General features: G+C 59.8%; 18 protein-coding genes and 1 pseudogene. 15 read left to right on the forward strand and 4 right to left on the reverse strand.

The window, feature by feature from the left end:
• Positions 1-57: 57 nt before the first annotated feature.
• A complete protein-coding gene (locus tag BLL38_RS03615) occupies positions 58-3621 on the reverse strand; it encodes an indolepyruvate ferredoxin oxidoreductase family protein (protein ID WP_020300835.1) in 3564 nt (1187 codons plus the stop codon).
• A gap of 196 nt (positions 3622-3817) precedes the next feature.
• Entirely contained in the window at positions 3818-4267 is a 450-nt protein-coding gene (locus BLL38_RS03620; RefSeq protein WP_076961360.1) for a hypothetical protein, read from the reverse strand.
• Positions 4268-4498: 231 nt separating this feature from the next.
• On the opposite strand from BLL38_RS03620, the gene BLL38_RS03625 reads away from it, so the two are divergent.
• From BLL38_RS03625 to BLL38_RS03660, 8 genes are all read left to right on the forward strand, one after another.
• Entirely contained in the window at positions 4499-6169 is a 1671-nt protein-coding gene (locus tag BLL38_RS03625; protein ID WP_032904486.1) for a DUF1302 domain-containing protein, read from the forward strand.
• Between the two features lie 65 nt (positions 6170-6234).
• Positions 6235-7587: a DUF1329 domain-containing protein gene (locus BLL38_RS03630; RefSeq protein ID WP_020300833.1), complete on the forward strand. Its 1353-nt coding sequence runs from the start codon at positions 6235-6237 to the stop codon at positions 7585-7587.
• A gap of 64 nt (positions 7588-7651) precedes the next feature.
• Positions 7652-8470, forward strand: coding sequence for an SDR family NAD(P)-dependent oxidoreductase (locus tag BLL38_RS03635; RefSeq protein ID WP_020300832.1), 819 nt, complete (start codon positions 7652-7654; stop codon positions 8468-8470).
• A gap of 33 nt (positions 8471-8503) precedes the next feature.
• Positions 8504-8953 (forward strand): nuclear transport factor 2 family protein, encoded by a 450-nt coding sequence (locus tag BLL38_RS03640; protein ID WP_020300831.1) that lies wholly within the window; start codon positions 8504-8506, stop codon positions 8951-8953.
• A gap of 38 nt (positions 8954-8991) precedes the next feature.
• Positions 8992-10356, forward strand: coding sequence for a phosphotransferase family protein (locus BLL38_RS03645; RefSeq protein WP_020300830.1), 1365 nt, complete (start codon positions 8992-8994; stop codon positions 10354-10356).
• 59 nt (positions 10357-10415) lie between these two features.
• The gene (locus tag BLL38_RS03650) at positions 10416-11237 is read left to right on the forward strand and encodes an SDR family NAD(P)-dependent oxidoreductase (RefSeq protein ID WP_020300829.1); all 822 of its coding nucleotides are present in this window, start codon (positions 10416-10418) and stop codon (positions 11235-11237) included.
• A gap of 11 nt (positions 11238-11248) precedes the next feature.
• On the forward strand, positions 11249-12496 hold the full coding sequence (locus tag BLL38_RS03655) for an MFS transporter (protein ID WP_020300828.1): 1248 nt from the start codon (positions 11249-11251) through the stop codon (positions 12494-12496).
• A 94-nt stretch (positions 12497-12590) separates the two neighbouring features.
• Positions 12591-13517, forward strand: a complete 927-nt coding sequence (locus tag BLL38_RS03660) for a quinone oxidoreductase family protein (RefSeq protein ID WP_020300827.1) — start codon at positions 12591-12593, stop codon at positions 13515-13517.
• Positions 13518-13556: 39 nt separating this feature from the next.
• On the opposite strand, the gene BLL38_RS03665 is transcribed toward BLL38_RS03660, so the two are convergent.
• Positions 13557-14462: a helix-turn-helix domain-containing protein gene (locus BLL38_RS03665; RefSeq protein ID WP_020300826.1), complete on the reverse strand. Its 906-nt coding sequence runs from the start codon at positions 14460-14462 to the stop codon at positions 13557-13559.
• A gap of 142 nt (positions 14463-14604) precedes the next feature.
• Between BLL38_RS03665 and BLL38_RS03670 the strand changes: the two genes are divergently transcribed.
• Positions 14605-15516: a LysR family transcriptional regulator gene (locus tag BLL38_RS03670; RefSeq protein ID WP_020300825.1), complete on the forward strand. Its 912-nt coding sequence runs from the start codon at positions 14605-14607 to the stop codon at positions 15514-15516.
• A gap of 5 nt (positions 15517-15521) precedes the next feature.
• On the opposite strand, the gene BLL38_RS03675 is transcribed toward BLL38_RS03670, so the two are convergent.
• Positions 15522-16145 (reverse strand): TetR/AcrR family transcriptional regulator, encoded by a 624-nt coding sequence (locus BLL38_RS03675; protein WP_032904483.1) that lies wholly within the window; start codon positions 16143-16145, stop codon positions 15522-15524.
• Between the two features lie 294 nt (positions 16146-16439).
• On the opposite strand from BLL38_RS03675, the gene BLL38_RS03685 reads away from it, so the two are divergent.
• From BLL38_RS03685 to BLL38_RS03705, 6 genes and pseudogenes are all read left to right on the forward strand, one after another.
• Positions 16440-16691: a ferredoxin gene (locus BLL38_RS03685; RefSeq protein ID WP_154220403.1), complete on the forward strand. Its 252-nt coding sequence runs from the start codon at positions 16440-16442 to the stop codon at positions 16689-16691.
• A gap of 52 nt (positions 16692-16743) precedes the next feature.
• Positions 16744-17622 (forward strand): annotated as a pseudogene (locus BLL38_RS31335) (GMC family oxidoreductase); the annotation flags it as partial.
• A 213-nt stretch (positions 17623-17835) separates the two neighbouring features.
• Complete coding sequence (locus BLL38_RS31340; RefSeq protein ID WP_228022325.1) at positions 17836-18363, forward strand: GMC family oxidoreductase; 528 nt, start codon at positions 17836-17838, stop codon at positions 18361-18363.
• Complete coding sequence (locus tag BLL38_RS03695) at positions 18360-19850, forward strand: aldehyde dehydrogenase family protein (protein ID WP_020300823.1); 1491 nt, start codon at positions 18360-18362, stop codon at positions 19848-19850. The genes BLL38_RS31340 and BLL38_RS03695 overlap by 4 nt, the downstream gene beginning before the upstream one ends.
• Positions 19851-19914: 64 nt before the next feature.
• Positions 19915-21582 carry a DUF1302 domain-containing protein gene (locus BLL38_RS03700; RefSeq protein WP_020300822.1) on the forward strand — a complete coding sequence of 556 codons (1668 nt, stop codon included), beginning with the start codon at positions 19915-19917 and terminating at the stop codon, positions 21580-21582.
• A gap of 27 nt (positions 21583-21609) precedes the next feature.
• Positions 21610-22971 (forward strand): DUF1329 domain-containing protein, encoded by a 1362-nt coding sequence (locus tag BLL38_RS03705; RefSeq protein WP_020300821.1) that lies wholly within the window; start codon positions 21610-21612, stop codon positions 22969-22971.
• The last annotated feature ends 76 nt before the right edge of the window (positions 22972-23047 follow it).

Consider the following 23047-nt stretch of genomic DNA (forward strand, 5'->3'; position numbering starts at 1 on the left):
TTTCGGTGGATACGGCGTGGTGCCTTTTCAGGCAACCGACGCCTGCCACACTCGGGCTTACAGTTGGGTAACGGCTATTTTGCTGCCGGCCTGACTGGCATCGTGGAACTGCGCGTTCGAGCCATCGCGCCACCGTTCAAGCAATTGCGCCTGACGCTGTTGGGCGTGAACGAGGTAGCGCTCCTTGACCGGGCCATAACCGCGCACGCTGTCTGGCAGCTGTGCCAGGTCCTGGGCCAGGGTCAGGTTGTCGGCGGTCAAATCCATCAAGACTTCGTCGAGGACACGTTCATAATTGGCCAGCCAGTCACGTTCCACCTTGCGTTCGTGAGTGTGGCCAAACGGATCGGCCCAGGTGTTGCGCAGGAACCGGAACCTAGCCAGCAGCTTGAAGCCTTGCAGCATCCACGGGCCGAAGCTGCGCTTTTTCGGCTCACGGCCGCTGCCGTTATCATTCAGCAGCGGTGGCGCCAGGTGGAAACGCAGGCGGTAGTCGCCCTCGAAGCCAGCCTGGATTTTTTCCAGGAACTGGCCATCGGTAAACAGGCGTGCCACTTCGTATTCATCCTTGATGGCCAGCACTTTGAAGTAATAACGGGCGACGCTTGCCGACAGTTTGCCCGGTTGCCCGAGCAGCGCCGTTTCCGCTTTCATGAATTGCTCGACTCGTTGCCGGTAACGTTGGGCATAAGCCTTATTCTGGTACGCCGTGAGAAATGCCATGCGTCGTGCCAGTGTTTCTTCCAGGCTTTGCGACAGCAAGCGATCTGTGTTCTGCACTTTACCTGCTTCCAGTTTGCGCAAGACCCGTGGCAAGTCTTCGGCACTGCGCCGGCCCCAGGCAAAGGCGGCGAGGTTGAAGGGCACCGCAGTGCCATTCAGTTCGATAGCCTGCAGCAGCGCGGCTTCGCCCACCGGTAACCAGCCTTTCTGGTAGGCGTAGCCGAGCATGAAGGTGTTGGTGGCAATCGAATCGCCCGTCAATGCCGTGGCGATTTTGCTCGCGTCGACAAAGTCCGCCTGGGCATGGCCAACCGCTTCGGCGATTTGTGCCGACATGTTGTGGGTGTGGAATTTCGGGTCCGGGTGCTTCAGCAAATCTCCGCTTTCCGCCTGTTGGGCGAAGGTCCGCACGAATGCGCTGGTGATGGTTTCTTCACTGTTGATCAGCGCATGGGTAACGCCTTGACGCAGCTTGGACAAGGTTTCGGTATTGGCACTGACCACCAGATCGCAGCCTAACAGCAAGGCTGCTTCACCTTCGGCAATACGGGGTGCGAACAATTGATCCTGGTGCGCGGCAATGCGGATGTGCGACCACACCGCGCCGCCTTTTTGCGCCATGCCGGCCATGTCCAGATTGAGCGTGCCTTTGCCTTCGATAAACGCTGCCATTCCTAGCAAGGCGCCGATGGTCACCACGCCGGTGCCACCCACGCCGGTCACCAGAATGCTGTAGGGCTCATCCAGCGTAACGGTTGATGGCGTGGGCAATGCCCATAATTCATCCGCTTTGGCTGCCAGCGCTTTGGGTTTGCGCAACGAGCCCCCTTCGACCGTGACGAAACTCGGGCAAAAGCCGTTAAGGCAGGTGAAATCTTTGTTGCACGAGGACTGGTCGATTTCCCGTTTGCGGCCGAACTCGGTTTCCACCGCCACCACCGACATGCAGTTGGATTTGCTGCTGCAATCGCCACAGCCTTCACACACCGCTTCGTTGATCACAACCCGGCGTGCCGGGTCCGGGAACTTGCCGCGCTTGCGACGCCGACGTTTTTCCGCAGCGCAGGTCTGGTCATAGATGATTGCGGATACGCCTTGGAACTGGCGCAGCTGTTCCTGCACTTCGTCCATCTGGTCGCGACGCAGCACCGGCACGCCGTCTGCCAGTTCATGGATGTGCTGATATTTCTCGACATCTTCGCTGACCACCACCACACGCTGCACGCCTTCGGCAACGAGTTGCCGGCTGATTTGCGCCACGCTGAGGCTGCCGTCCACCGGTTGGCCGCCGGTCATGGCCACGGCGTCGTTGTAGAGAATCTTGTAGGTGATCTGCACCTTGGCCGCGATGGCAGCCCGAATCGCGAGAATGCCGGAGTGGAAATAGGTTCCGTCACCGAGGTTGGCGAACACATGTTGAGTAGTGGTGAACGGTGCCTGGCCGATCCACGTCACGCCTTCGCCGCCCATCTGACTGAAAGTCTGGGTTTGCGGGTAGATCCAGGCGGCCATGTAATGGCAGCCAATGCCCGCCAGTGCGCGACTGCCCTGCGGGACTTTGGTCGATGTATTATGCGGGCAACCGGAACAGTAGTGGGGCACGCGTTCCATCAGGTTACTGAATTGGTCTTTGCTAGCCAGTTGCGCATCCAGCACGGCCAGGCGCACTTGCAGCGGGCCACTTTGGTGCAGACGCAGAATACGCTTGGCCAGCGCACGGGCGATCATCGCCGGGGTCAGGTCGTTGATGGCTGGTAGCAACCAACCCGTGTGCGGCAGGCTCCACTCACCCTTGTCGTCAAACTTGCCGACGATGCGCGGGCGTACGTCCTCGCGCCAGTTGTAGAGTTCTTCTTTCAACTGGTATTCGATCATGTGGCGTTTTTCTTCCACCACCACGATTTCTTCCAGGCCCTCGGCAAACTGCCGGACGCCTTCAGCCTCCAGCGGCCAAACCATGCCGACCTTGTAGACCCGCAGGCCAATCTGCTGGGCGAGTGTTTCGTCGATGCCGAGGATTTTCAGTGCCTGGCAAACGTCGAGGTACGATTTGCCTGACGTGATGATGCCGATGCGCGCTTTCGCTGAGTCCATCACGACACGGTCGAGGCGGTTGGCCCGGGCATAGGCGAGGGCAGCATATAGCTTGTGTTCCAGCAGGCGCTGTTCCTGTGCCAGGGGCGGGTCTGGCCAACGGATATTCAAGCCACCTTCGGGCAGCGGGATATCGGGAATGATCGGTTGTACGCGATGAATGTCGATGTCGACGACGGCCGCGCTCTCTACGGTGTCGGCCACCGCTTTGAGGGCGACCCAGCAGCCGGAATAGCGCGACATGGCCCAGCCATGCATGCCGTAGTCGAGGTATTCCTGCACCCCCGATGGCGCCAGCACCGGCATCATCACCGCTTTGAAAATGTGCTCGGTCTGGTGCGGTAGTGAGGAGGAGCGCGCGCCATGGTCATCTCCGGCAATGGCCAGCACACCGCCAAATTGCGAGGTGCCGGCGGCGTTGGCGTGGCGGAACACATCGCCGCAGCGGTCGACGCCCGGCCCCTTGCCGTACCACATGCCAAACACGCCATCGTAGGTGGCGCCTTCGAAGAGATTGACCTGTTGCGTACCCCAGATTGAGGTAGCAGCGAGGTCTTCGTTCATGCCTGGATGGAACACCGTGTGGTGTTCCTTGAGGTAGTCGCGCGCCTTCCACAATGCCTGGTCAAAACCACCCAGCGGCGAGCCACGGTATCCGGAAATAAACCCGGCGGTGTTCAGACCATTGGCCAGATCGCGTTGGCGCTGCATCAGTGGCAGACGCACCAGCGCCTGAATGCCGGTGAGCAAGATTTTTCCAGTGTGCTGGACGTATTTGTCATCCAGAGATGGGGGCACACTCATGTTCATCCTCCAGGCTTTATTGTCATGGCGGCGCCAGGAGAGCGGCGTTGCCTAGTTATTGGCTGGAGTCTAGGGAGCGGTTTTGCCATCGTAAAATCACAAAAACAATGGGGCGGTATCGGTTATTCAAATACCGGTATGCACACTGTTCTTCACGCTGTTGTAGATAAAGCCGGTTACCGGTCTGGTGTCATTTTCACCTTGTTTCTGGCTTGATATCCCCACAGAAAATATCCACGTTGCCATCGGCCGGTGTGGTCCTTACCACTAAGTAATATCCACCAGAAAGCAGCTCTGACAGCGCCACTGGCGCACTTCGTGAATAGGTCCAGCCGCGCGTTGCAGAAATGCGATTGGTATTGATCCGGTCATTCATTGCATAGGCGACAGACCCGGGCCGCTCGCAGCTGCCTTTGTTGATAAACGTGTAGAGATTCAAGGGCCGAAGAGTGCCGCTTGGAACTCCACTGACGACAAAGGAAAACGCTGTCTCATTGCCCTGAACGGCCAGCGTTGTATTGGCGATCTGACCGCCGTTGCGTGGTGTAGCGTTCAAGGGAACAGTCACTGTCTGGCTTGATGAATTCGTACAGCCGACGATTATCGCAGCGGCTAGGAGTGCCGCTGTCTGGGTTCCCGATTTCATGGTCACCTCCTGTACTCAAAAAAGCACAATCCAGGGCCTTTGAGTATAGGTCGGGAGTATTTGACCAATACCAAAATGCATTTCAGCAATACTCCCAATCGTTGTCTCAAACCTCCCCGTCCCGTCTACTTCAGTCCATACCGAAAGCCCACGGATCAGCGCTCATTGGTGCGGTCCAGACGGCCCAACGCTTCGGCTGCCAACAACAATAAAAAAGTAATGGGAGTGTTGATGATCGACGCAAAGCTAAAGCCGTTAAGCCTGGCTGTCTGGTTCAGCGTGACCGGGTGTGCCTTGACTGTTGGCGCTGTGCAGGCCGCCGAGTTTGATACCGGCAATCCGGACTGGACCGCGCGCTGGGACAACACCGTGCGTTACAACCTGGGCATACGGGCCGAGGGGCGCGACTCCGCGTTGGCCAATAACGCCAGCTACGACGAGTCCGACGCCAAGTTTGATCGGGGCGATGTGGTGACCAATCGGGTCGATGTGATGAGCGAAATGGAGGTCGCGTACAAGCAGTACAACGGTTTTCGCATCAGCGGCGCGGGCTGGTACGACCAGGCTTACGAAAACACCGACGTCGAAACCAGCCCCGGCAATGTCTACTACCCCGGTGCGTTTCCCGGTACGAGCACGCCGAGCTACAACAACGGTAAATACTCCAGCTTCACCAAGCGCTATCACCGTGGCCCTAGCGGCGAGTTACTGGACGCCTTTGCGTTTACCCGCTTCGATCTCGGCGAGATTCCGGTCAGCGTGCGTGCCGGCCGGCATACCGTGTACTGGGGCAACGGCCTGCTGATTGCCGGGCATGCGGTGTCCTACTCGCAAGCACCGTTGGATGGGCGCAAAGCGGTAAGCAACCCAGGAACCGAGACCCGTGAAATCTTCCTGCCGTTGACGCAGATTTCAACCCAGGCTCAGGTCACCGACAAGTTGTCGCTGGCAGCGCAATACTTCTTCGAATGGGACACCACGCGCGCACCTGAAGGCGGTACCTATCTGGCTTCCGCCGACGTCGCCCTGGAAGGGCCGGACCGTTTGCCGTTGTTCAGCGGTGTTTCGCGGCCGTTGATTGACCCGGTCAAACCCAAGGACAGGGGCAACTGGGGCGTGATGGGCACCTATAGCTTCGACTTCCTGCATTCGGAGGTCAGCGCGTTCTATCGCGAATTCGATGACTACAACCCGTGGGGCCTGCAAGTGGCGCCGACTTTCGCCCGTTACGTGTACGCCGAGAACGTCAAGCTCTATGGCCTGGGTTACTCCGCAGGTCCGGTGCTGGGTGGCGGCTCCCTTGGCGTAGACCTGTCGTATCGCCAGAACACCTCGTTGGTCTCCAGCAACATCAGCACTGCCGACAACCAGGGCGCTCGCGGTGACACCTGGCACATGGTGGTCAACGGCCTGTGGTTGCTGCCGCGCACTGATTACTTCGACACCGGCAGCCTGATCACCGAAATGGCGTTCAGTCATGTGCAACGGGTGACCAAGCACGAGGAACTGTTCAAAGGCGAGGGCTATGGCGGCTGCCCGGAGGGGCAGGACAAGCACTACGGCTGCGCCACCAAAAATTATGTCGGCCTGGCCGTGAGCTTTGCACCGCAATGGCTGGGGGTGTTCCCCGGCTGGAACATTTCCACCCCGATGAGCGTGGATTACGGCGTCAGCGGCAATGCCGCAACGGGCGGGGGCAACGAAGGCAAATACACCTGGAAAGCCGGGGTCAAGGGCACCTACGACGAGCGTACTGACGTGACCCTGTCGTACATCGGGTACGGCAGCGAACGCAAATATGGCGATATTGCCGGTGTCGGCAAAACAGTCGTCGGGGGAACCGGCGACGTTGGCCTGACCGACCGCAATTGGGTCTCGCTGACGGTCAGTACCGCGTTCTGAACCGCCCTGAACTGCACTGCAGTGATCACCGGACTCGGCGATCACCCATCTGAATGGAGAACGTAATGACGGTCAATTCTTATGCGATAGGCCTGGTGGCCATTGCTCTGACGGGGGCGACAGTCGCTGATGACACCTCTACCGCAGCCGATCTGGGCGGCAGACTCACGCCGTTCGGGGCGATTGTCGCGGGCAATGCCGCTGGCACCATTCCGGCCTACGACGGTGGTTTAAAAGTCCCGGCCGGGCTGGTCCCAGGCGACGGCAACTGGCCCAACCCGTTTGCCGATGAAAAGCCACGCTTGCGCATTACCGCAGCCAACGCCGATCAGTACGCCGACCAACTGGCAGCCGGACAACTGCAATTGCTCAAGCAGAACCCCGACACCTATTACCTTGAGGTGTACCCCACCCACCGGACAGCAACCTTTCCGGCGAATTTTCTTGCTGCCACCCAGCGCAATGCTGGCCGCAAGGACTGCAAGACCGAGAACGACGGTCTGTCGATCAGCGAAGGCTGCCGGGGCGGTCTGCCGTTCCCACTGCCGCGAGATGGCCGGGAACTGATGTGGAACTACATCCTGAACTACCAGGGTGTGAATGGCTGGGACTGGAACCACAGTGCCTATGTCGTCAATGAGGGTCATGCGACGTTGACCAATACCAACCGGTCCACCGGCGAAAAACCCTTCTACCAGATGGACGTTCCCGGGCGTGATCCGAAAATCGCCCAACGTATATGGTCGCGCATCGTTGCGCCGGCCCGTACGGCCGGGCAGGCATCCGGGTATTGGGATTACCTCGACCCGGTCGCTGACTCTCGATATGCCTGGAGCTACAGCACCGGCCAGCGCCGCGTGCGCAAGGCTCCGGAATTCAACTACGACACCCCCAACTCGGCGTTCGGCGGGGTCGCGTTCTACGACGAAATCTTCCTGTTCTCCGGAAAGATGGACCGTTTCGACTGGAAGCTGGTGGGCAAGAAGGAAATGTTCATTCCCTACAGCAACTACACGCTGAAGTGGGGTTGCGACATGGACAAGAAACTCATGCCCAAACACATCAACCCCGCCTGTGAACGCTGGGAGCTGCACCGTGTCTGGGTGGTGGAAGCGACCCGCAAGGACGGCGTCCGCCACGCGCAGAAAAAACGTCGCTACTACATCGACGAGGACACCTTTGGTGCTGCGGTCTACGACGCCTGGGACGACAGCGGCGCGCTGTTCCGTACCGGCTCGCAATACAACATCGAGGCGTATGGCATTCCCAATAACCCGCAACAGGATTCCTACTCGTTGTACGACTTCACCCGTGACCAGTACGGCATGTTCGGCAACGGCCCGACGCGCTACCGCCAGGAACCGGTCGCCGAGCGTGAAGCCAATCCGCAGACCATTGCCGGTGGCCAGACCCGCTGACCTCATGCTCCTTTTCGGCGCTTGTCACAGGCGCCGATTTTTTTATCCGTCCCGAGACCCTTTTATGAGCGAGATTGTGCAACGTTTAGACGGCAAGGTCTGCGTCATCACAGGCGCCGGCAGTGGCATCGGCCGCGCCTCGGCACTGCGTTTTGCCCGGGAGGGCGCCACGGTAGTGGTCACCGACCTTTTCGCCGAATCGGCGCAGGCCGTGGCAGCTGAAATAGGTGCCAAGGCAATGGCCATGCAAGTGGATGTTGGTGAGGAAGGCGCCTTGCGGGAGATGGTCGAGCAGACTGTCGAGACCTTCGGTCGTATCGACGTGTTGTTCAATAACGCCGTGTACAGAAACCCGGCCACCACCCGCGATATCGACTTCATCAACTTCAACACCGAGCTGTTCCACAACTGCATGCGGGTCAACGTGTTGGGTGGCGTGTTGGCGTGCAAATACGCCTTGCCGCACATGCTCGCCCAGGGCAGCGGTTCGATTCTGTTCACCTCGTCCACCAGCTCGATTGCCGGCGAAATTTCTCAGTTCAGCTACGGCGCCTCCAAGGCCGCGCTCAACTGGTACGTGCAAAGCATTGCCGCCACCTTTGGCAAACGCGGCATTCGTTGCAACGGCATCCTGCCGGGAGTGATTCGCACGCCAGCCATGGAAAGTTGGGCCAACGAGGCGATGAAGTCGGCCTTTCTCGACCTGCAAAACGTACCGCAACTGGGCGAGCCGGAAGACATCGCCGCCATGGCCGCTTTCCTCGCCAGCGACGACGCCGCCTATGTCAACGGGACGCTGATGCGCGTGGACGGCGGTATGAGTTGCGGCACACCGATGGTGCCGGTGGTGCGCAACTTCCTGCTGCCTCAAACCTCGGTCTGATCCCGATCCATTCACTGCACTGGAGCCCGTTTCATGGCACTCGAACAGGAACGCTTCATCCTCGACATGCTGGCCGCCTGGGGCGATGGCAGCGACGGCAGCCGCCCCGATATCGAACGCATCATGGCCACCTTCGCCGACGACGCCGTCTGGCAACTGTGGGTGCCCGGTGGTCCCGTGATCCGGGGGCGCGATGCGTTACGCCGGGAGATAGAGCGACAGATGAGTTATGTCACGCATAACCGTTGCACCACGCGCCACATCGTCTCTTCGGAGCGCGTGGTGATGACCGAACGCGACGATTACTGCGTCAGCAACGGCGTCCCCATGCCGCACTCGATGGTGGCGGTGTATGAGCTGGACGAACACGGACTGATCTGTGCCTGGCGCGAGTACCTGGACACCGCCGACCTGGCGAAGAAAAAGGGCGTGCCGCTGGAGCAGGTAGGCGGGCCGAACGCTGGTAGCACCAGCACCCATTGAGAGCGGCGCTGGACATCAGCGCCTGAGGAAGACCCCGTATGCCAACAACAATAAATACGACTGTTGATCCGGTCGAAGAAAAGCTGCGCACCTTTGTCGAAGGGCTGCTGGGCGGAAACATCACGGCCATGCAACGCCTGCTGCGCTGGCGTCCGGCGTGGAACCTTGAACTGCAACGCGATGGCGAAACCCTTCAATTGCATATTCGTGGCGAGCGAGGTGGTGATGTCAGCCCATTCCCGGATCTGCGCCGGGAGGCGGATATTCTCACCTTGCTCGGCCAGCAAGGTGTGCCGGTGCCGCGTATCTACGGCTTCTGCGAAGACCCGCAAGCCATCGTGATGGAGTTAGTGCCGGGCAGTCGTGATATCAGCACGGCGATCAGTGATGCCGAGCGCCATGCTGTCGCACGCCAGTGGGTCGACGCCATGGCGCGCATGCACCAATTGCCGTTGCAACCCTTCATTGAGCAGGGCATTCACCTGCCGACCAGTGCCGAGGACATTACCCTCGCAGGTCTGGAAGCTTACTACCCGCTGTATGCACGCAATAAAACCAGGCCTCAGCCGCTGGTTGAATTCGCCCTCGGCTGGTTGCGCCGCAATGTGCCGCAGCACCGTATCCGGCCTGCTTTCGTGCAGTACGATTCAGGGCAATATCTGTTCGAGAGCGGACAGGTACAGGGTCTCTACGATTTCGAATTTGCCATGATCGGCGATCCCTTGGCCGACCTGGCGTCGGCGCGCATGCGTGACAATTACGAGCCGCTCGGGGACAGCTTCGCCGCCCTGTATCGCTACTACCAGCAAGTAACCGGCGAACCGGCGGAGCCCGATGTGGTGCGTTACCACACGGCACTGTTTGCCACCGTCAGCACGATGCAGTTCTCGGCGTCGGTGGCCACGCCACAACCGGGCGACCCACATGACACCTACACCGAGTTTGACATCGCCCTGCGCCGGGTGGTGGTGCATGCGCTGGCCGAAGCCATGGGTGTGCCTCTGCAAACGCCGAAACTGGACATGGTCAGCAGCGGCCCGAATGCCCAGTTGCTGACCATGCTCGCCGATGCCCTGGCGCAGGTGGAAGTCGGCAGTGACTTCCAGAAAACCAAGCTGCGCGCCGTGAGCAAACTGGTGGAGTACCTGGGCCGTGGCGATGCCATGGAATTGCACTTGCGCGAGCTGGAACAACAGGAGGCGCAAGTCCTGCTGGACCGCACCTTCAGTGACTACAGCGAGATTGATGCAGCGCTGGAAGCCTTTGTCAAAAGCGCCGGGCCTGAATACGACGGGCCTTTGCTGCGCCTGTTCATGGCGCACATCGAGCGGCGCGTCCTGGTCTACGGCAGCACCGCCATTGGCGCCTCCGCCCGCCACATCGACCTGCCACCCGTGGCCTGACAGGGTGAAACCTTTCTCGCCCGGTGGCTGGTCGCCGGGCCTTCGTATTCGGAGTGTTTATGTCTGTTCCTGATAATGCCTTCCTGCATCGGTATGGTCCGTGGGCGGTGATTGCCGGTGCCTCCCATGGTGTGGGCGCGGCGTTTGCCCGTGCCCTCGCCGAGCGTAGCCTCAACTGCGTCCTGGTGGCGCGCCGTGGCGACGCCCTGGCGCAATTGAAAGGCGAATTGGAGCAACGTTACGCCATCGAAGTGCTGGTGGTAATCCAGGACCTTTCTCAGCCCGATGCCTGTGAGCGATTGCTCGCGGCTGTCGGTGAACGTCAAGTTGGTCTGTTTATCTACAACGCGGGTGGCGATCCCTACATCACGCGCTTCCTCGATACCTCGACCGAGGACTGGGGCGCGTTGCTGCGCCTCAATTGCTTGACCGTGATGCAATGCAGCCATGCCTTTGGTGCCGCGATGCTGGAGCGCGGGCAGGGCGGCTTGCTGTTGGTGGGTTCCCAGGCTGCATTGGGGGGTATTCGCAAACTGGCGATGTACACCGCCACCAAAGGGTTTGCGCTGAACCTCGGCGAATCGTTATGGGCGGAGTGGAAAGACCGTGGCGTCGACGTGCTCAATTTGGTCATCGGCACTGTCGACACACCCACCATGCGCGATGCCATGGTCAAACTGAACATTGCCGACGCCCTGACCATGACCTTGCCCAAAGCAGATGACTTGGCGCTTCTGGCGCTTGAGCAACTGGGTAATGGCCCGACGCTGATTCACCCCGAAGACACCCTTGTTCAGGTCGAGACCGCACCTGGCCCGGCACGTCGTGCCCAGGTACTGAGCAAGAGCGCGCAAGCGGCTGTGTTTATTGGCAACGACTGAGGTCACACACCATGAAAGGCTTTGATAACGCAGAATTCAAACGCGGCTGGCGGGTGCTGATTCTGGCGCTGGTGGGCGTTGCCACCAGTTCCAGTTCGTTGCTGCTGTACAGCTTCAGCTCCATGGTGATTCCGCTGGAACAGGCCATGGGCTGGGGCAGGGCGGAGTTGCAGGCGGCGATCACCGCGTTATCGCTGGGCACCATCGTCGCGTCGCAATTGGCCGGCTGGCTCAACTCGCGCTACGGCTTGCGCCGGGTCACGTTGCTGTCGCTGCTCGCGTTGTCCCTGAGTGTCTTCACCCTGACCTGTATCAATGGCTCGATCTGGACCCTCTACCTTGGCTTTTTCCTGGTGCCGCTAGCCGGGCTGGGTACGTTGCAGGTGACCTGGTCGCACCTGGTGAACTTGTGGTTCGAGGAAAACCGTGGTCTGGCGCTGGCGATCATCCTCAGTGGCTCCGGACTGGCGGCCATCATGCTTCCGCTGATCACCGCCTGGGCGATCAGCCGGTGGAATTGGCAGGCGGGATTCCTCGCGCTGGGTGTATTGCCGGTGCTGCTGGCGTTGCCCTTGGCCTTACGCTGGTTGTTGCCGACCACCAATGTCAGCCACAACTCGACGCAACTCCCCGCCACCAGCGAACAAACCGGCGGTCTACTGCTGCGCGAGGCGATGCGCTCCTGGCGTTTCTGGGTGTGCAACCTGTCGATGACGTTGGTGGTGTCGTGCGTGGTGGGCATGGTCACCAACATTGTGCCGTTGCTGCAGGACCGTGGCCTGAGCGCCCTGCAGGCCAGTCAGATTTTCGCCAGCTTCGGCGTGTCGCTGATCCTTGGCCGACTATTGGTGGGCTACCTGATTGACCGGTTGTGGGCGCCCGGTGTTGCCTCTGTCGCGCTGCTGATGCCGGCATTTGCCTGCGGCATTTTTGCCTATGGGGATTCCAGTATTGCGATGTACACCCTCGCCACGTTGCTGGTCGGCGTGGGTGCCGGTGCCGAGTTCGATATCGCTGCTTTCCTGATCGCCCGTTACTTCGGCATGCGCGACTACGGCCGCTTGTTTGGCGCGCACCTGGGCTTGATTACCGCAGGTGCGGCGATCTCGCCGTTACTGTTCGCCGGGTTGTTCAAGCTCACCGGTGGCTACTCGGCCATGCTGCTGTTCAGTTTTATCTGCTTTGTCGTCGGCCCATTGCTGCTGCTGACATTGGGTGGGTATCCGCGATATCAGTCCGAGCCATTAGTTGCCAGTTAGAGAAGCTGCCGAAGTAAATATAGACAAATAACAGAATAATGTTCAATTATTGCCTCGAGTGCAGCCTGACAATAAAACAGACAAGGAGAATGCCATGCGTGCAGCAATCATTTCCGAGCGCAATGCGCCGCCGGTAGTGGGCGAGTTTCGTGATCCGCAGCCGCTAGACGGCTCGGTGCTGATCGATGTCGATACCGCTGGCCTTGGTGGCTGGGATGTACTCGGCGCCTACCGTCTGGGTGTTGAATATCCCTGTGTCATTCGCGGAGAAGGCGTTGGCCGTGCGCCGGATGGCCGCCGGGTGTATTTCGGCGAGCGCTCGGTGTTGCCGTTTGGTGCCTGGGCAGAGCGCACCCTGGTGCCGCAAGCCGAAGTATGGAATGTGCCGGACGACGTGGACGATAAAACCGCGATCAGCATGGGCATCGCTGCGACCGGCGCCATCGTGCCCCTGGAAAAAGCCGCGATTCAGAAGGGTGAGAAGGTGCTGATCCTGGGCGCCACCGGCACGCTCGGCCAGATCGCCCTGCAACTGGCGCGCGGTCTGGGTGCAGGCAAAGTGGTCGGTGCTGCCCGGTCCGCTGAAGCACTGGGGCGGTTGAAGTCGCGAGGCCTTGCCGATGAAGTGGTGACCCTGGGTGGCAGCGATGACGTCGCGGCGCTCAAGGATGCGGCCGATGGCGGATTTGATGTGGTGCTCGACCTCGTGTGCGGTCAACCGATGTTGACGTCGCTGAAGGCCACCAACTGGGGCGCACGGATCATGACCATTGGCACGGGAGCCGGCCGCCAGCTCAATCTGGATATTGCCGATCTGTTGTTTCGCAATCTGTCGTGCATCGGCACTGGCCAGCGCCCGCCCGCAGACCGTGAACAGATCTGGCTGCGTCTGCTGAAGATCGCCAAAGAGCAGCAGATTCAGGTGGATTACCTGGATTTTACCCTCGATCAGGCGGCTGAAGCCTGGGCCGCGCAGGTCAATGGGCCACACGCCAAAATCACCGCCACGATTCGTCGTTAAAGCCCGTATTGCTGGAAGGCGCCCTTGTCCGGGTGCCTTTCAGCGCTGGCGCTGGTGGCGAAATTCCTCGGGTGTGACACCGAGCTCTTTACGGAAGGCCGCGCTGAAAGCGGCGGCGTTGTTGAAGCCGGCCTGATAGGCCACTTGTTTGATCAGCAACCGTGGGTCAGCCAACAGCGCCACGGCTTTTTGCAAACGGGTTTGCGCGGCGTACTGGCGCAAGGTCATGCCGGTGGTGTTTTTGCAGCGACTGGACAGGGTCCGCAACGGCAGTTCGCAGGCCCGCGCCAAGTGGCCCAGTGAGCGGCCTTCGTCACTGGCGCTGTCGAGCAATTCACGCAGGATGTTGAGTTGACGATGGCTGAGTTTTTCAGCGCAGTGTGAGGAACAAGTGGCATCGTCGGGCGCGTCGATAAATTCGCGGCGCAGGTCCAGGGCAATGCTGGTGAGCAGGCACTCGGTGTGCAGCTCGCTGGCGAAGCCGGGGTTGGCGACTTCTTCGGCCAGCCGTTGCAACGAGGCGTGCAAGTAGCCGCTTTGCAGGTTGAGCATGGCTGCGCTGACGTTGTCCTGCCAGTTCCAGCGATAGCTGCCCAGGACGCCGAGTGAGGAGGGGTCGAATAGACACACAAGGGCCTTTTGCTCTCCGGCATCGTGACGCAGGTGGAACTCGGTGCCATGGGGAATGAACAACAGCTTGCCCAGGGGTTGGAATTGAGGCGCACCGTGGCTGGAAAAACCGCCGCAGTTAGGCTTGATCTGCGAGCTGGCCGGCAGCATCAAGCGCAACAGGCAACTGTCGCCGGTTTCTATCAAGGCAGTGCCAGTGTTGGACCATTGCGCGTGTTCAACCCGGATGTCGAAGCCTTGCCTGGCCAATGAAGCTTCGGTCAGGAAATTACCTGACGCTTCACAGTCGTACTCGCTGTAGTGGATCGCGTTCATTTTTCAACCTTCAGCCATTTTTATTATTGGCGCTGAAATTCGAAGGATAACGATACGTCAGGGCAGCTACCCGGTCTCGAGTGTAACCAGCCCGTGGACCGAGCTGTTTCATATATTCAGGCGGCAGGTATCAGAAAATCAGATGACGAAAGGCAAAGATATTTCCATGCGCCAACTGCGCTATTTCGTTGCCGCCGCCGACGCCGGCCAGTTTTCCCAGGCGGCGCTGAAGGCGCATGTATCGCAGTCGGCGATTACTGCGGCGGTGTTGCATCTGGAACAGTCCTTGGGCGTCAGCTTGTTCGACCGCTTGCCCCATGGCGTGGCGCTGACCGCTGAAGGCAACAAGTTTTCCCAGCATGCGCGGCACATTCTCGACACGCTGCAGGACGCTCTCAGTGAACCGCTGTTTCTCGGCCATGCGATGCAAGGAACCGTGCGTGTGGGTGCCTCCTACACGGTGCTCGGTTACTTTCTGCCAGCGCTGCTGGCACGCTTCAAACGTAGCTACCCTCAGGTAGAGATCGACCTGATCGACATGGACCGCCAGAGCATTGAAGCGGCCCTGAGCAATGGCGACCTCGACTTGGGCCTGGCAATTGTCTCCAATACGCCGAACTTGCACGGTTTCGCTCACCATGTGCTAATTCGTTCGCGCCGCCAACTCTGGCTGGCAAGTCAGCACCCATTGATGTCTGCCACCTCGATCAATCTCGAAGACGTCGCCGAGCATGCCTATATCCTGGCCACGGTCGATGAGGGGGAGACCTCGACCATGCGCTATTGGGAATCCCGCGGACTGGCACCCAAGGTGGCTTTTCGTACCTCATCCATGGAGGCATTGCGCGGGCTGGTGGGGCATGGTTTCGGTGTGACCATTCTCTCGGACATGCTGTACCGGGCCTGGTCTCTGGAAGGCAAGAAGATTGAAATCCGGCCGCTGGTGGATGTGATTCCACCCATGGAACTGGGGCTGATCTGGCTGCCGGATAACTGTTTGTCGGCACCGACCCAGGCATTCCGACAGTTTCTGATCATGGCCTGCGCCTCTTGATCCCGCTACTGGCGCACGTTGTTGTCAGGCGGCCAGGTGCCGTTGTTCATCAGGCTGTCGAAGGTTTCGGTCATTTCCCGCGCCGGGTTCGGATAGTCGTGGCGCACCCACCACAACCACAGCCCCACCAGGGCACCGACGAAACAGCGCACGGCGGCCTCGCCACGCAGTTGATCGATTTGGTACAGGCCCTGTTTCCGGTAGTGTTCCCGGACCTGGATGATCAGGATATTTTCCAGGTGCGCGAGAATCACGTTCTGTCCCGGGCCGCTGAAGAACGCCGTTGTCAGTGCCGCATGACGTTCGGTGGCGCTGAACAGCCAGGCCGAAACATCCAGCAGGACACGGCGGTCGCCATCAACTTCGGTGACCTTGGTCGAGGGAACGCCAATGGCTTCGTACCCGGCGACGATCAGGTCCTCCTTGTCGCGAAAGTGCGCGTAGAAGGTGGAGCGCGCGACCCCTGTACTGTCCAGTAATTGCTGGACCGTAATTCCTTCGTAGCCCTTTTCCAGCGCCAGGCGATACATGTGGTCCAGCAACAATTCCCGGGTGCGTTGGGAACGCAAGGCGTGGCGTTGACTGGCGTGATTTTTATCGGCTGTTTGCACGGAAGCTAGGTGAGACATTCTTAACCTCGGCAGCGCTTTTTATTGGTTTCATGACGGCGGGTACAAGAGCTTCCCGGCGGTGATCAGAACACAATGACAGAGGATTTTTTGCACCAGCAGGATTATTTTTAGAACATATTCGGCGAAAGTGTTAATTAATTCCGTCTATGCCGTACAGATTTGCGCTTCTGTTCGTTGTGGCTTTGCGTCTGCGGCCTTACCGTTTCTCCAGTCCGATAGAGACCTGGAGAACAATAATGAATAACGCTCCTGAAACGCCTGCACCTGTTCCTGCGCACATTCCCAAGCACCTTGCCCGCGATTTCGATCTATGGGCAGAGCTCACCGCCCACGGCGAAAACGCCTATCAACCAATCCGGCTGCGTAGGTCATGCCCGCTGCAACAACGTCGCGCCCGCGCTCTATCCACTCGATAACAACGGCTACATCGCCAGCAACGGCTTAAGTGTGCCGATTGGGCAAGAGCGGCTGGCAACCCGCGGTGCCCGTGCCTGCCCGGAACGGGTCATCGAGGTTCGCGATACATCCGACGAACACCGGTGAGTGCCGCCTTGGTAATGGAAGACTTTCAGCAACCCGCAAAAGAAGAACAACAATGAGCAAAACCTACGACTACATCATCATCGGTGCGGGGTCATCCGGCTGCGTCCTGGCCAATCGCTTGTCTGCCGACACGAACGTTTCGGTGCTGCTGATCGAGAGCGGACCGGATCACACCAGTCCGTTGATTGCCATGCCCCGTGGCATTGGCAAACTGCTCAGCCCCGGCAATCCGCATGTGTGGAGCTACAAGGCTGCACGCGGTGAGGGTATGAGCGATGAGCAATGGCTCAAAGGCAAAACGATTGGCGGCTCCAGTTCGGTCAACGGCATGGTCTATGTACGGGGAGCACCCGCTGATTATGATCATTGGGAAGCGCAAGGCTGCGCGGGCTGGGGCTGGAAAGACATGGGCCGGCAGTTTGTCGCCCTCGAAGACCACCAGTTGGGCAAGAGCCAATGGCGCGGAGTCGGTGGCCCGCTCAAAGTCACGGTGCACCCATCGGGCCACGCCCTGTGCGATGCCGTCATCAGCGCGGCCGGTGAGCTGGGTGTGGCGCGCACTGAAGACACCAATCATATCGACTCGGTCACTCAGGGTGGCTTCGGCTATCAGCCGCAAACCACCTGGAAAGGCCAGTGATTCAGTGCCGCCAAGGCCTTTCTCGATCCGGTGCGCGCACGTCCGAATTTGACGTTAATGACCGGCACGGATGTTCAACGCATCGAGTTCAGCAATCACCGTGCCTGTGACGTGCAGGTCAACAACAGCGCCGGCAAGGAACGCTTCGAAGTGCGCCGCGAGGTGTTGTTGTGCGCCGGTGCCATTGAATCGCCGAAGCTGTTGCAACTGTCTGGCATCGGCCCGGCCGCACTGTTGAACTCGCTGGGTATCAGTGTGCTGCACGACGCCCCCGAGGTCGGGCGTAACCTGCGTGAGCACGTGTACATGGCCATGCAGTATCGGGTCACCCGTGGCAGCTTCAATCACTGCTTCCATGGGATTGGGTTACTCGGTGCAGTGGCCCAATACTTTTTGCGCAAGAAAGGACCGATGACCCACGCCGCTCACGAGGCCGGTGGTTTCATCAAGACGCGCCCGGAGCTGGATCGTCCGGACGCGCAAATCGGCGTCAGCCTCTATTCCATGGATGGCGACGGTAACAAGGTCGAAATCGACAAGGAGCCCGGCCTGACCATCGGTGGCTATTTCCTGCGTCCGCAGAGCCAGGGTGAGGTGCGCATTCAATCGGCGGACGCCACGGTTCCACCCCGGATCAACGCCAATTATTTGAGCGCCGAGATCGATCGCACTTCCGCAATTGCCTTGTTTCGCTGGTTCCGCCGTCTGGCTGCACAGCCGGTGCTCAAGCCATTCATTGTCGGCGAGCTGACACCGGGACCGGAGGTAGAAAGCGACGCGCAAATTCTTGCTGCGTTCCGCCGCTTCGGCCAGACCGCCTATCACGTTTCCGGGACCTGTCGCATGGGTGCCGACAGCGCGTCGGTGCTCGATCCGCAACTGCGTGTGCGCGGCGTCGAGGGCCTGCGTGTGGTCGACACTTCGGTGATGCCGTGCCTGGTTTCCGGTAACACCAATGCCCCGGCCATGGCCATTGCCATGCGCGCTGCAGAAATTATCACCGGCAAAGTCTCAGGAGATCCAACACCATGAGTGTTCCCTTTACCCAGCTGGACAAGCTGTACATCGATGGCGCGTGGGTGGATGTTGACGGTCCGCGCGAAGCAGTGCTCAACCCGGCCACCGAAGCGGTCATCGGTCATGCACCGAATGGTGATCTGCAGAGCGCCGACGCAGCCATCGCCGCCGCACGCAACGCCTTTGATAACGGCCCTTGGCCCTGGTTGAGCATGGCCGAACGGGCCGGGTACATGCGGCGGATGCACGCAGCTTTGGTGGCAAAAAGGGAGGAAATTGCCGCGCTGATTATCGCTGAGGTCGGCTGTTCCCAAGGCGTGACTTATGCCATGCAGGTGGACATGCCGCTGGGCCATGTGCTGACCGCGATCGAGCAGTCTGTGCACAGCGACAGCTTGCAGATTCCGGTGCAGGCCAATCCCAATCCGTTCAACCCGGCAGGGCCGATGATTCTCGGCAGCGGCACGGTGGAGCGTGAGGCCATCGGCGTGGTGGCCGGCATCACCGGCTATAACTTTCCGTTTCTTCTTAACCTGGCCAAGGTGTTTCCGGCCTTGCTGGCCGGCAACACCCTGGTGCTCAAGCCTTCGCCATTTACCCCGTACTCGGCGCTGTTGTTCGGTCAGATCGCTGAAGAAATCGGCCTGCCCCAGGGCGTACTCAACATTGTCACCGGCGGTATTGAAGTGGGCGGCTTGTTGAGCAGCGACCCGCGGGTGGACATGGTCTCGTTCACCGGTTCGGAAACGGTCGGCATGAGCATCATGAGTCAGGCGGCGCCGACCCTGAAGCGCGTGCATCTGGAACTGGGCGGCAAATCGGCGTTGATCGTGCGCGCCGATGCCGACATTCAGGCCACCGCGCTGGGAGCTGTCGCCGGGCTGGCGGTCAACGCGGGGCAGGGCTGTGCATTGCTCACCCGCTTCGTTGTGCATCACTCGGTACGCGAGCAATTCGTGCAGTGCGCCAAAGCCATTGCCGGGCAGTGGAAGGTCGGTGACCCGGCGGACCCGAGCGTGATGATGGGCCCGCTGATCCGCGAGTCGCAGCGCGCCAAGGTCGAGCATTTCATCGCCAGCGGCCGCGACGCCGGGGCCACGCTGGTCTGCGGTGGTGGACGACCTGCGCATCTGCGCCAGGGCTTCTTCAGCGACATCACCCTGTTCGATGACGTAAGCAACGACATGCTCATCGCCCAGGAGGAAATCTTCGGGCCGGTGGGGGTGGTGATCGGTTTCGACAGTGATGACGAGGCGGTTGCCATTGCCAACGATTCGCGGTTTGGCCTCAACGCCGCTGTTTCCTCTGCAGATGCCGCCACCGCCTATGCCATGGCTCGACGAATTCGTGCCGGCAGTGTGTACCTCAATGGGGGTAGCGGCAGCTTGCCTTATGCGCCCATCGGCGGCTTCAAACGTTCAGGACTGGGCCGTGAGTTCGGGCCGAACTGGCTTAAAGAATTCACCCAGGAGAAATCCATCATCTACCCCATCGGCCGCTAGCCATGACACCCCGCGAGCGGGGAGCAGACAAAACGACTGACAATAAAAACAAAAGGTGGTTTGCATGAAAAAGATGAGCAAACAGGGACGCATGCGAGCCCAGCGGGCCATGGTACTGCTGGCGGTAGGGAAAATGGCGTTTGGTTACGGTGGAGCGGTGATGGCTGCGCCGATCGAACTGGCTAATCCAGACTTTCATCTGCGTTGGGATAACACCCTGCGCTACAACCTGGGGATGCGAACGGAGGGGCAAGACCGGCGCATCATGAACAACCCTAACTACGATGAATCGGACGGCAAGTTCGACAAGGGTGACATCGTCACCAACCGCATCGACTTGCTCACTGAACTCGATTTTGCCTACCGTAAAGACTGGGGGGCACGCCTCAGCGCCGCCGGCTGGTACGACCAGGCGTACCACAATGACACGGTGCGCAGTCATGTTGCCGGGTACCAGACCAGCTACGACAACGACCACTACAGCTCTGAAGTGAAGCGTTACGTCGAAGGCCCTTCAGGGGAAATCCTCGATGCCTTCGTCTGGAAAAACCTGCGCCTGGGCGATGCTTCGGTGAACGTCAAGATCGGCCGGCATACCAATTACTGGGGCGAGGGGCTACTGTTCGGTGCCCATGCGATTTCCTACTCGCAAGCGCCTCTGGATGGTGCCAAGGCAGTGACCAGTCCTGGCATTGAAACCAAGGAAGTGTTCTTGCCCATCGGGCAGATATCCGTCAAAGCTCAGGCCACCGACAACCTGACACTGGCCGCTCAATATTTCTACGAATGGGACTACACGCGCATTCCGTACGGCGGCACCTACTTCGGCGCAGCGGACCCGTTCTTCGAAGGCCCGGACCGTTTGCCTGTAGCACCTGGTTTTTCCTTTAACCGGGAGAAGTCCAAATACGGTCGTGACTCCGCCAACTGGGGCGTAATGGCCAAATACGACGTCGAGGCGATTCAATCGACGGTGGGCGCTTACTACCGCCAGTTCGATGACTACCAACCCTGGTTGGCGCCAGAAGTTTCGGCCGCTACCGGCAGCTACCGCCTGGTGTACCCGCGCAGCGTCAAACTGGTCGGCCTGAGTCTTTCGACCGTGCTCGACACGGTGTCGATCGGCAGCGAGATCTCCTATCGCAAGGGCGGTGCGTTGAACGCGGTCGGCGTTGATCCTTCCGACAACGAAGGACCGCGTGGCGATACGTACCACTTCGTCGCCAACGCTGTGTATGGCGTGCCGCGTAACTTTATCGCCAACAACGCCACGCTGATCGGCGAGTTCGCCTACAGCCACCTGCGCAAAGTGACCGAGCACGAAGAGCTTTATCTGGGTGAAAACAACAATAACTGCGTTGACCCCCGCGTCGGCACACCCGGTTCAGGGGACAAGCGCGACGGTTGTTCGACCCGGGATTACGCGGCCATCGCCGTCAATTACACACCGCAATACCTGTCGGTACTCCCGTCCTGGGACATGACCGTACCGTTGACCGTCAATTATGGCCTGTCGGGCAACGCAGCCAGTGCCGGCGGTGGTAACGAAGGCGCGCTGACCTGGTCTGCCGGCGTGCAGATGACGTATGCCCAGCGTTATGAATTTGGTTTGCGTTATTCCGATACAGACGCTCAAACGAAGAACATTCCCGGGGACACCGTCGGGGGCAACGGCGCCGTGGGCGGAACCGACCGTGGCTGGCTGGCCTTCACCTTCAAAACCTCCATCTAAAAAAGCCAAGAAGCGGAGTATCTGTTTATGAAAGGACAATTTGCATGGGCGGTGGCGCTGTTGAGCATCGCCACCGCCAGCCTGGCTGCGGCACCGGCCGACCAGGTTGCACAGATCGGAAAAACCCTGACGCCGTTCGGCGCAATTATCGCGGGCAATGCCGATGGCAGCATTCCTCCCTATACCGGCGGCCTGACGCAGAGCCCGCCAGGCTTCAAGCCCGACAGCGGCTTCTGGGCCGACCCCTTCGAGGATGAAAAACCGCTGCTGCGGATCAACTCGAAAAACATGGAGCAATACGCCGACCGCTTGAGCGGCGGGCAAAAAATGCTGCTGAGTAAATTTCCCGACTACTACCTGGATATTTACCCGACCCACCGGACCGCGGCGTACCCGCAAGCGTTGCTCGATGCCTCTGTGCGCAACGCCAGTAACTGCCGCACGACCAAGGACAACCTCGCAGTCGATCCGGCATGCCGAGGCGGGCTGCCGTTCCCGCTTCCGCAGAACGGCAATGAAGTCATCTGGAATCAACAACTGCGCTACAAGGGAACGGGTTACACCACCACGGCTTCGTCCAACAGTTGGGTAGTGGATTCTCAGGGTTCGGTGACCAAGACCGCCGAGTCCGCGACCATGGAGGAGGCGCCGTACTACCAGACTCAACAGACCGATCGCGATCCGCAGTTGTACTACCGCGCCTGGGCACTGGACAGTTATCCGGCCCGCAGCGCCGGGCAACTGATCATCCTCGCTGACTACCTCGACCCGCAAAGCCAGCCACGGCGTGCCTGGAGCTACACCCCAGGCATGCGCCGCATCAAGTTGGCGCCGGAGTTCGCCTACGACACGCCGGTGCCCAACCAGGGCGGTGTGAACCTGTTCGACGAATTGCAGATGTTCTCCGGTAGCCAGGACCGTTTCGACTACAAACTGGTGGGCCGCAAGGAGATGTATATCCCGTACAACGCCTACAAGTTCTACTTCAGTTGCGGCCAGGAAGAACAGTTCAAGCCGCATCATGCCAACCCGGCTTGCGAGCGCTGGGAACTGCACCGGGTGTGGGTGGTGGAAGCGACTCTGAAACCGGGCAAACGCCACGTCTACAGCAAGCGCACCTACTACCTCGACGAAGACACGTTTGGTGCCGGCCTGTATGACGCCTGGGACCAGGGCGGGGTGCTGTATCGCGCGCTGTTCCAGAGTGGCGTGCAGCTGTACGACAAAAACCTGCCGTACACGGTAAAAAACGTCAGCTATGACTTCAACAAAGGCATGTGGTCTTTGCTCAACGATGGCCTCAAGGGCGGATATCGGGTGCACGACACGCCGTTATCGGAGCGTGACATGAAGCCTGAGTCGATTGTTTCCCAGGAGACCCAACGCTGATTTCATCGGTTGAACACGCATTTGCGGCCTGAGAGGGCCGCTTTTTTTTGTGCGGATTTTATAAAAGGTAGCCCTG

The organism is Pseudomonas gessardii (assembly GCF_001983165.1).
Classification (GTDB): Bacteria; Pseudomonadota; Gammaproteobacteria; order Pseudomonadales; family Pseudomonadaceae; genus Aquipseudomonas; species Aquipseudomonas gessardii.

What these genes read in the sequence shown, in the direction of transcription:
- BLL38_RS03640 (WP_020300831.1), top strand. Translation starts at nt 8,504, where the DNA reads ATGGCACTCGAACAGGAACGCTTCATCCTCGACATGCTGGCCGCCTGG.
- BLL38_RS03665 (WP_020300826.1), bottom strand. Translation starts at nt 14,462, where the DNA reads ATGAACGCGATCCACTACAGCGAGTACGACTGTGAAGCGTCAGGTAAT.
- BLL38_RS03645 (WP_020300830.1), top strand. Translation starts at nt 8,992, where the DNA reads ATGCCAACAACAATAAATACGACTGTTGATCCGGTCGAAGAAAAGCTG.
- BLL38_RS03695 (WP_020300823.1), top strand. Translation starts at nt 18,360, where the DNA reads ATGAGTGTTCCCTTTACCCAGCTGGACAAGCTGTACATCGATGGCGCG.
- BLL38_RS03630 (WP_020300833.1), top strand. Translation starts at nt 6,235, where the DNA reads ATGACGGTCAATTCTTATGCGATAGGCCTGGTGGCCATTGCTCTGACG.
- BLL38_RS03625 (WP_032904486.1), top strand. Translation starts at nt 4,499, where the DNA reads ATGATCGACGCAAAGCTAAAGCCGTTAAGCCTGGCTGTCTGGTTCAGC.
- BLL38_RS03650 (WP_020300829.1), top strand. Translation starts at nt 10,416, where the DNA reads ATGTCTGTTCCTGATAATGCCTTCCTGCATCGGTATGGTCCGTGGGCG.
- BLL38_RS03705 (WP_020300821.1), top strand. Translation starts at nt 21,610, where the DNA reads ATGAAAGGACAATTTGCATGGGCGGTGGCGCTGTTGAGCATCGCCACC.
- BLL38_RS03660 (WP_020300827.1), top strand. Translation starts at nt 12,591, where the DNA reads ATGCGTGCAGCAATCATTTCCGAGCGCAATGCGCCGCCGGTAGTGGGC.
- BLL38_RS03675 (WP_032904483.1), bottom strand. Translation starts at nt 16,145, where the DNA reads ATGTCTCACCTAGCTTCCGTGCAAACAGCCGATAAAAATCACGCCAGT.
- BLL38_RS03670 (WP_020300825.1), top strand. Translation starts at nt 14,605, where the DNA reads ATGACGAAAGGCAAAGATATTTCCATGCGCCAACTGCGCTATTTCGTT.
- BLL38_RS03635 (WP_020300832.1), top strand. Translation starts at nt 7,652, where the DNA reads ATGAGCGAGATTGTGCAACGTTTAGACGGCAAGGTCTGCGTCATCACA.
- BLL38_RS31340 (WP_228022325.1), top strand. Translation starts at nt 17,836, where the DNA reads ATGGATGGCGACGGTAACAAGGTCGAAATCGACAAGGAGCCCGGCCTG.
- BLL38_RS03655 (WP_020300828.1), top strand. Translation starts at nt 11,249, where the DNA reads ATGAAAGGCTTTGATAACGCAGAATTCAAACGCGGCTGGCGGGTGCTG.
- BLL38_RS03700 (WP_020300822.1), top strand. Translation starts at nt 19,915, where the DNA reads ATGAAAAAGATGAGCAAACAGGGACGCATGCGAGCCCAGCGGGCCATG.
- BLL38_RS03620 (WP_076961360.1), bottom strand. Translation starts at nt 4,267, where the DNA reads ATGAAATCGGGAACCCAGACAGCGGCACTCCTAGCCGCTGCGATAATC.
- BLL38_RS03615 (WP_020300835.1), bottom strand. Translation starts at nt 3,621, where the DNA reads ATGAGTGTGCCCCCATCTCTGGATGACAAATACGTCCAGCACACTGGA.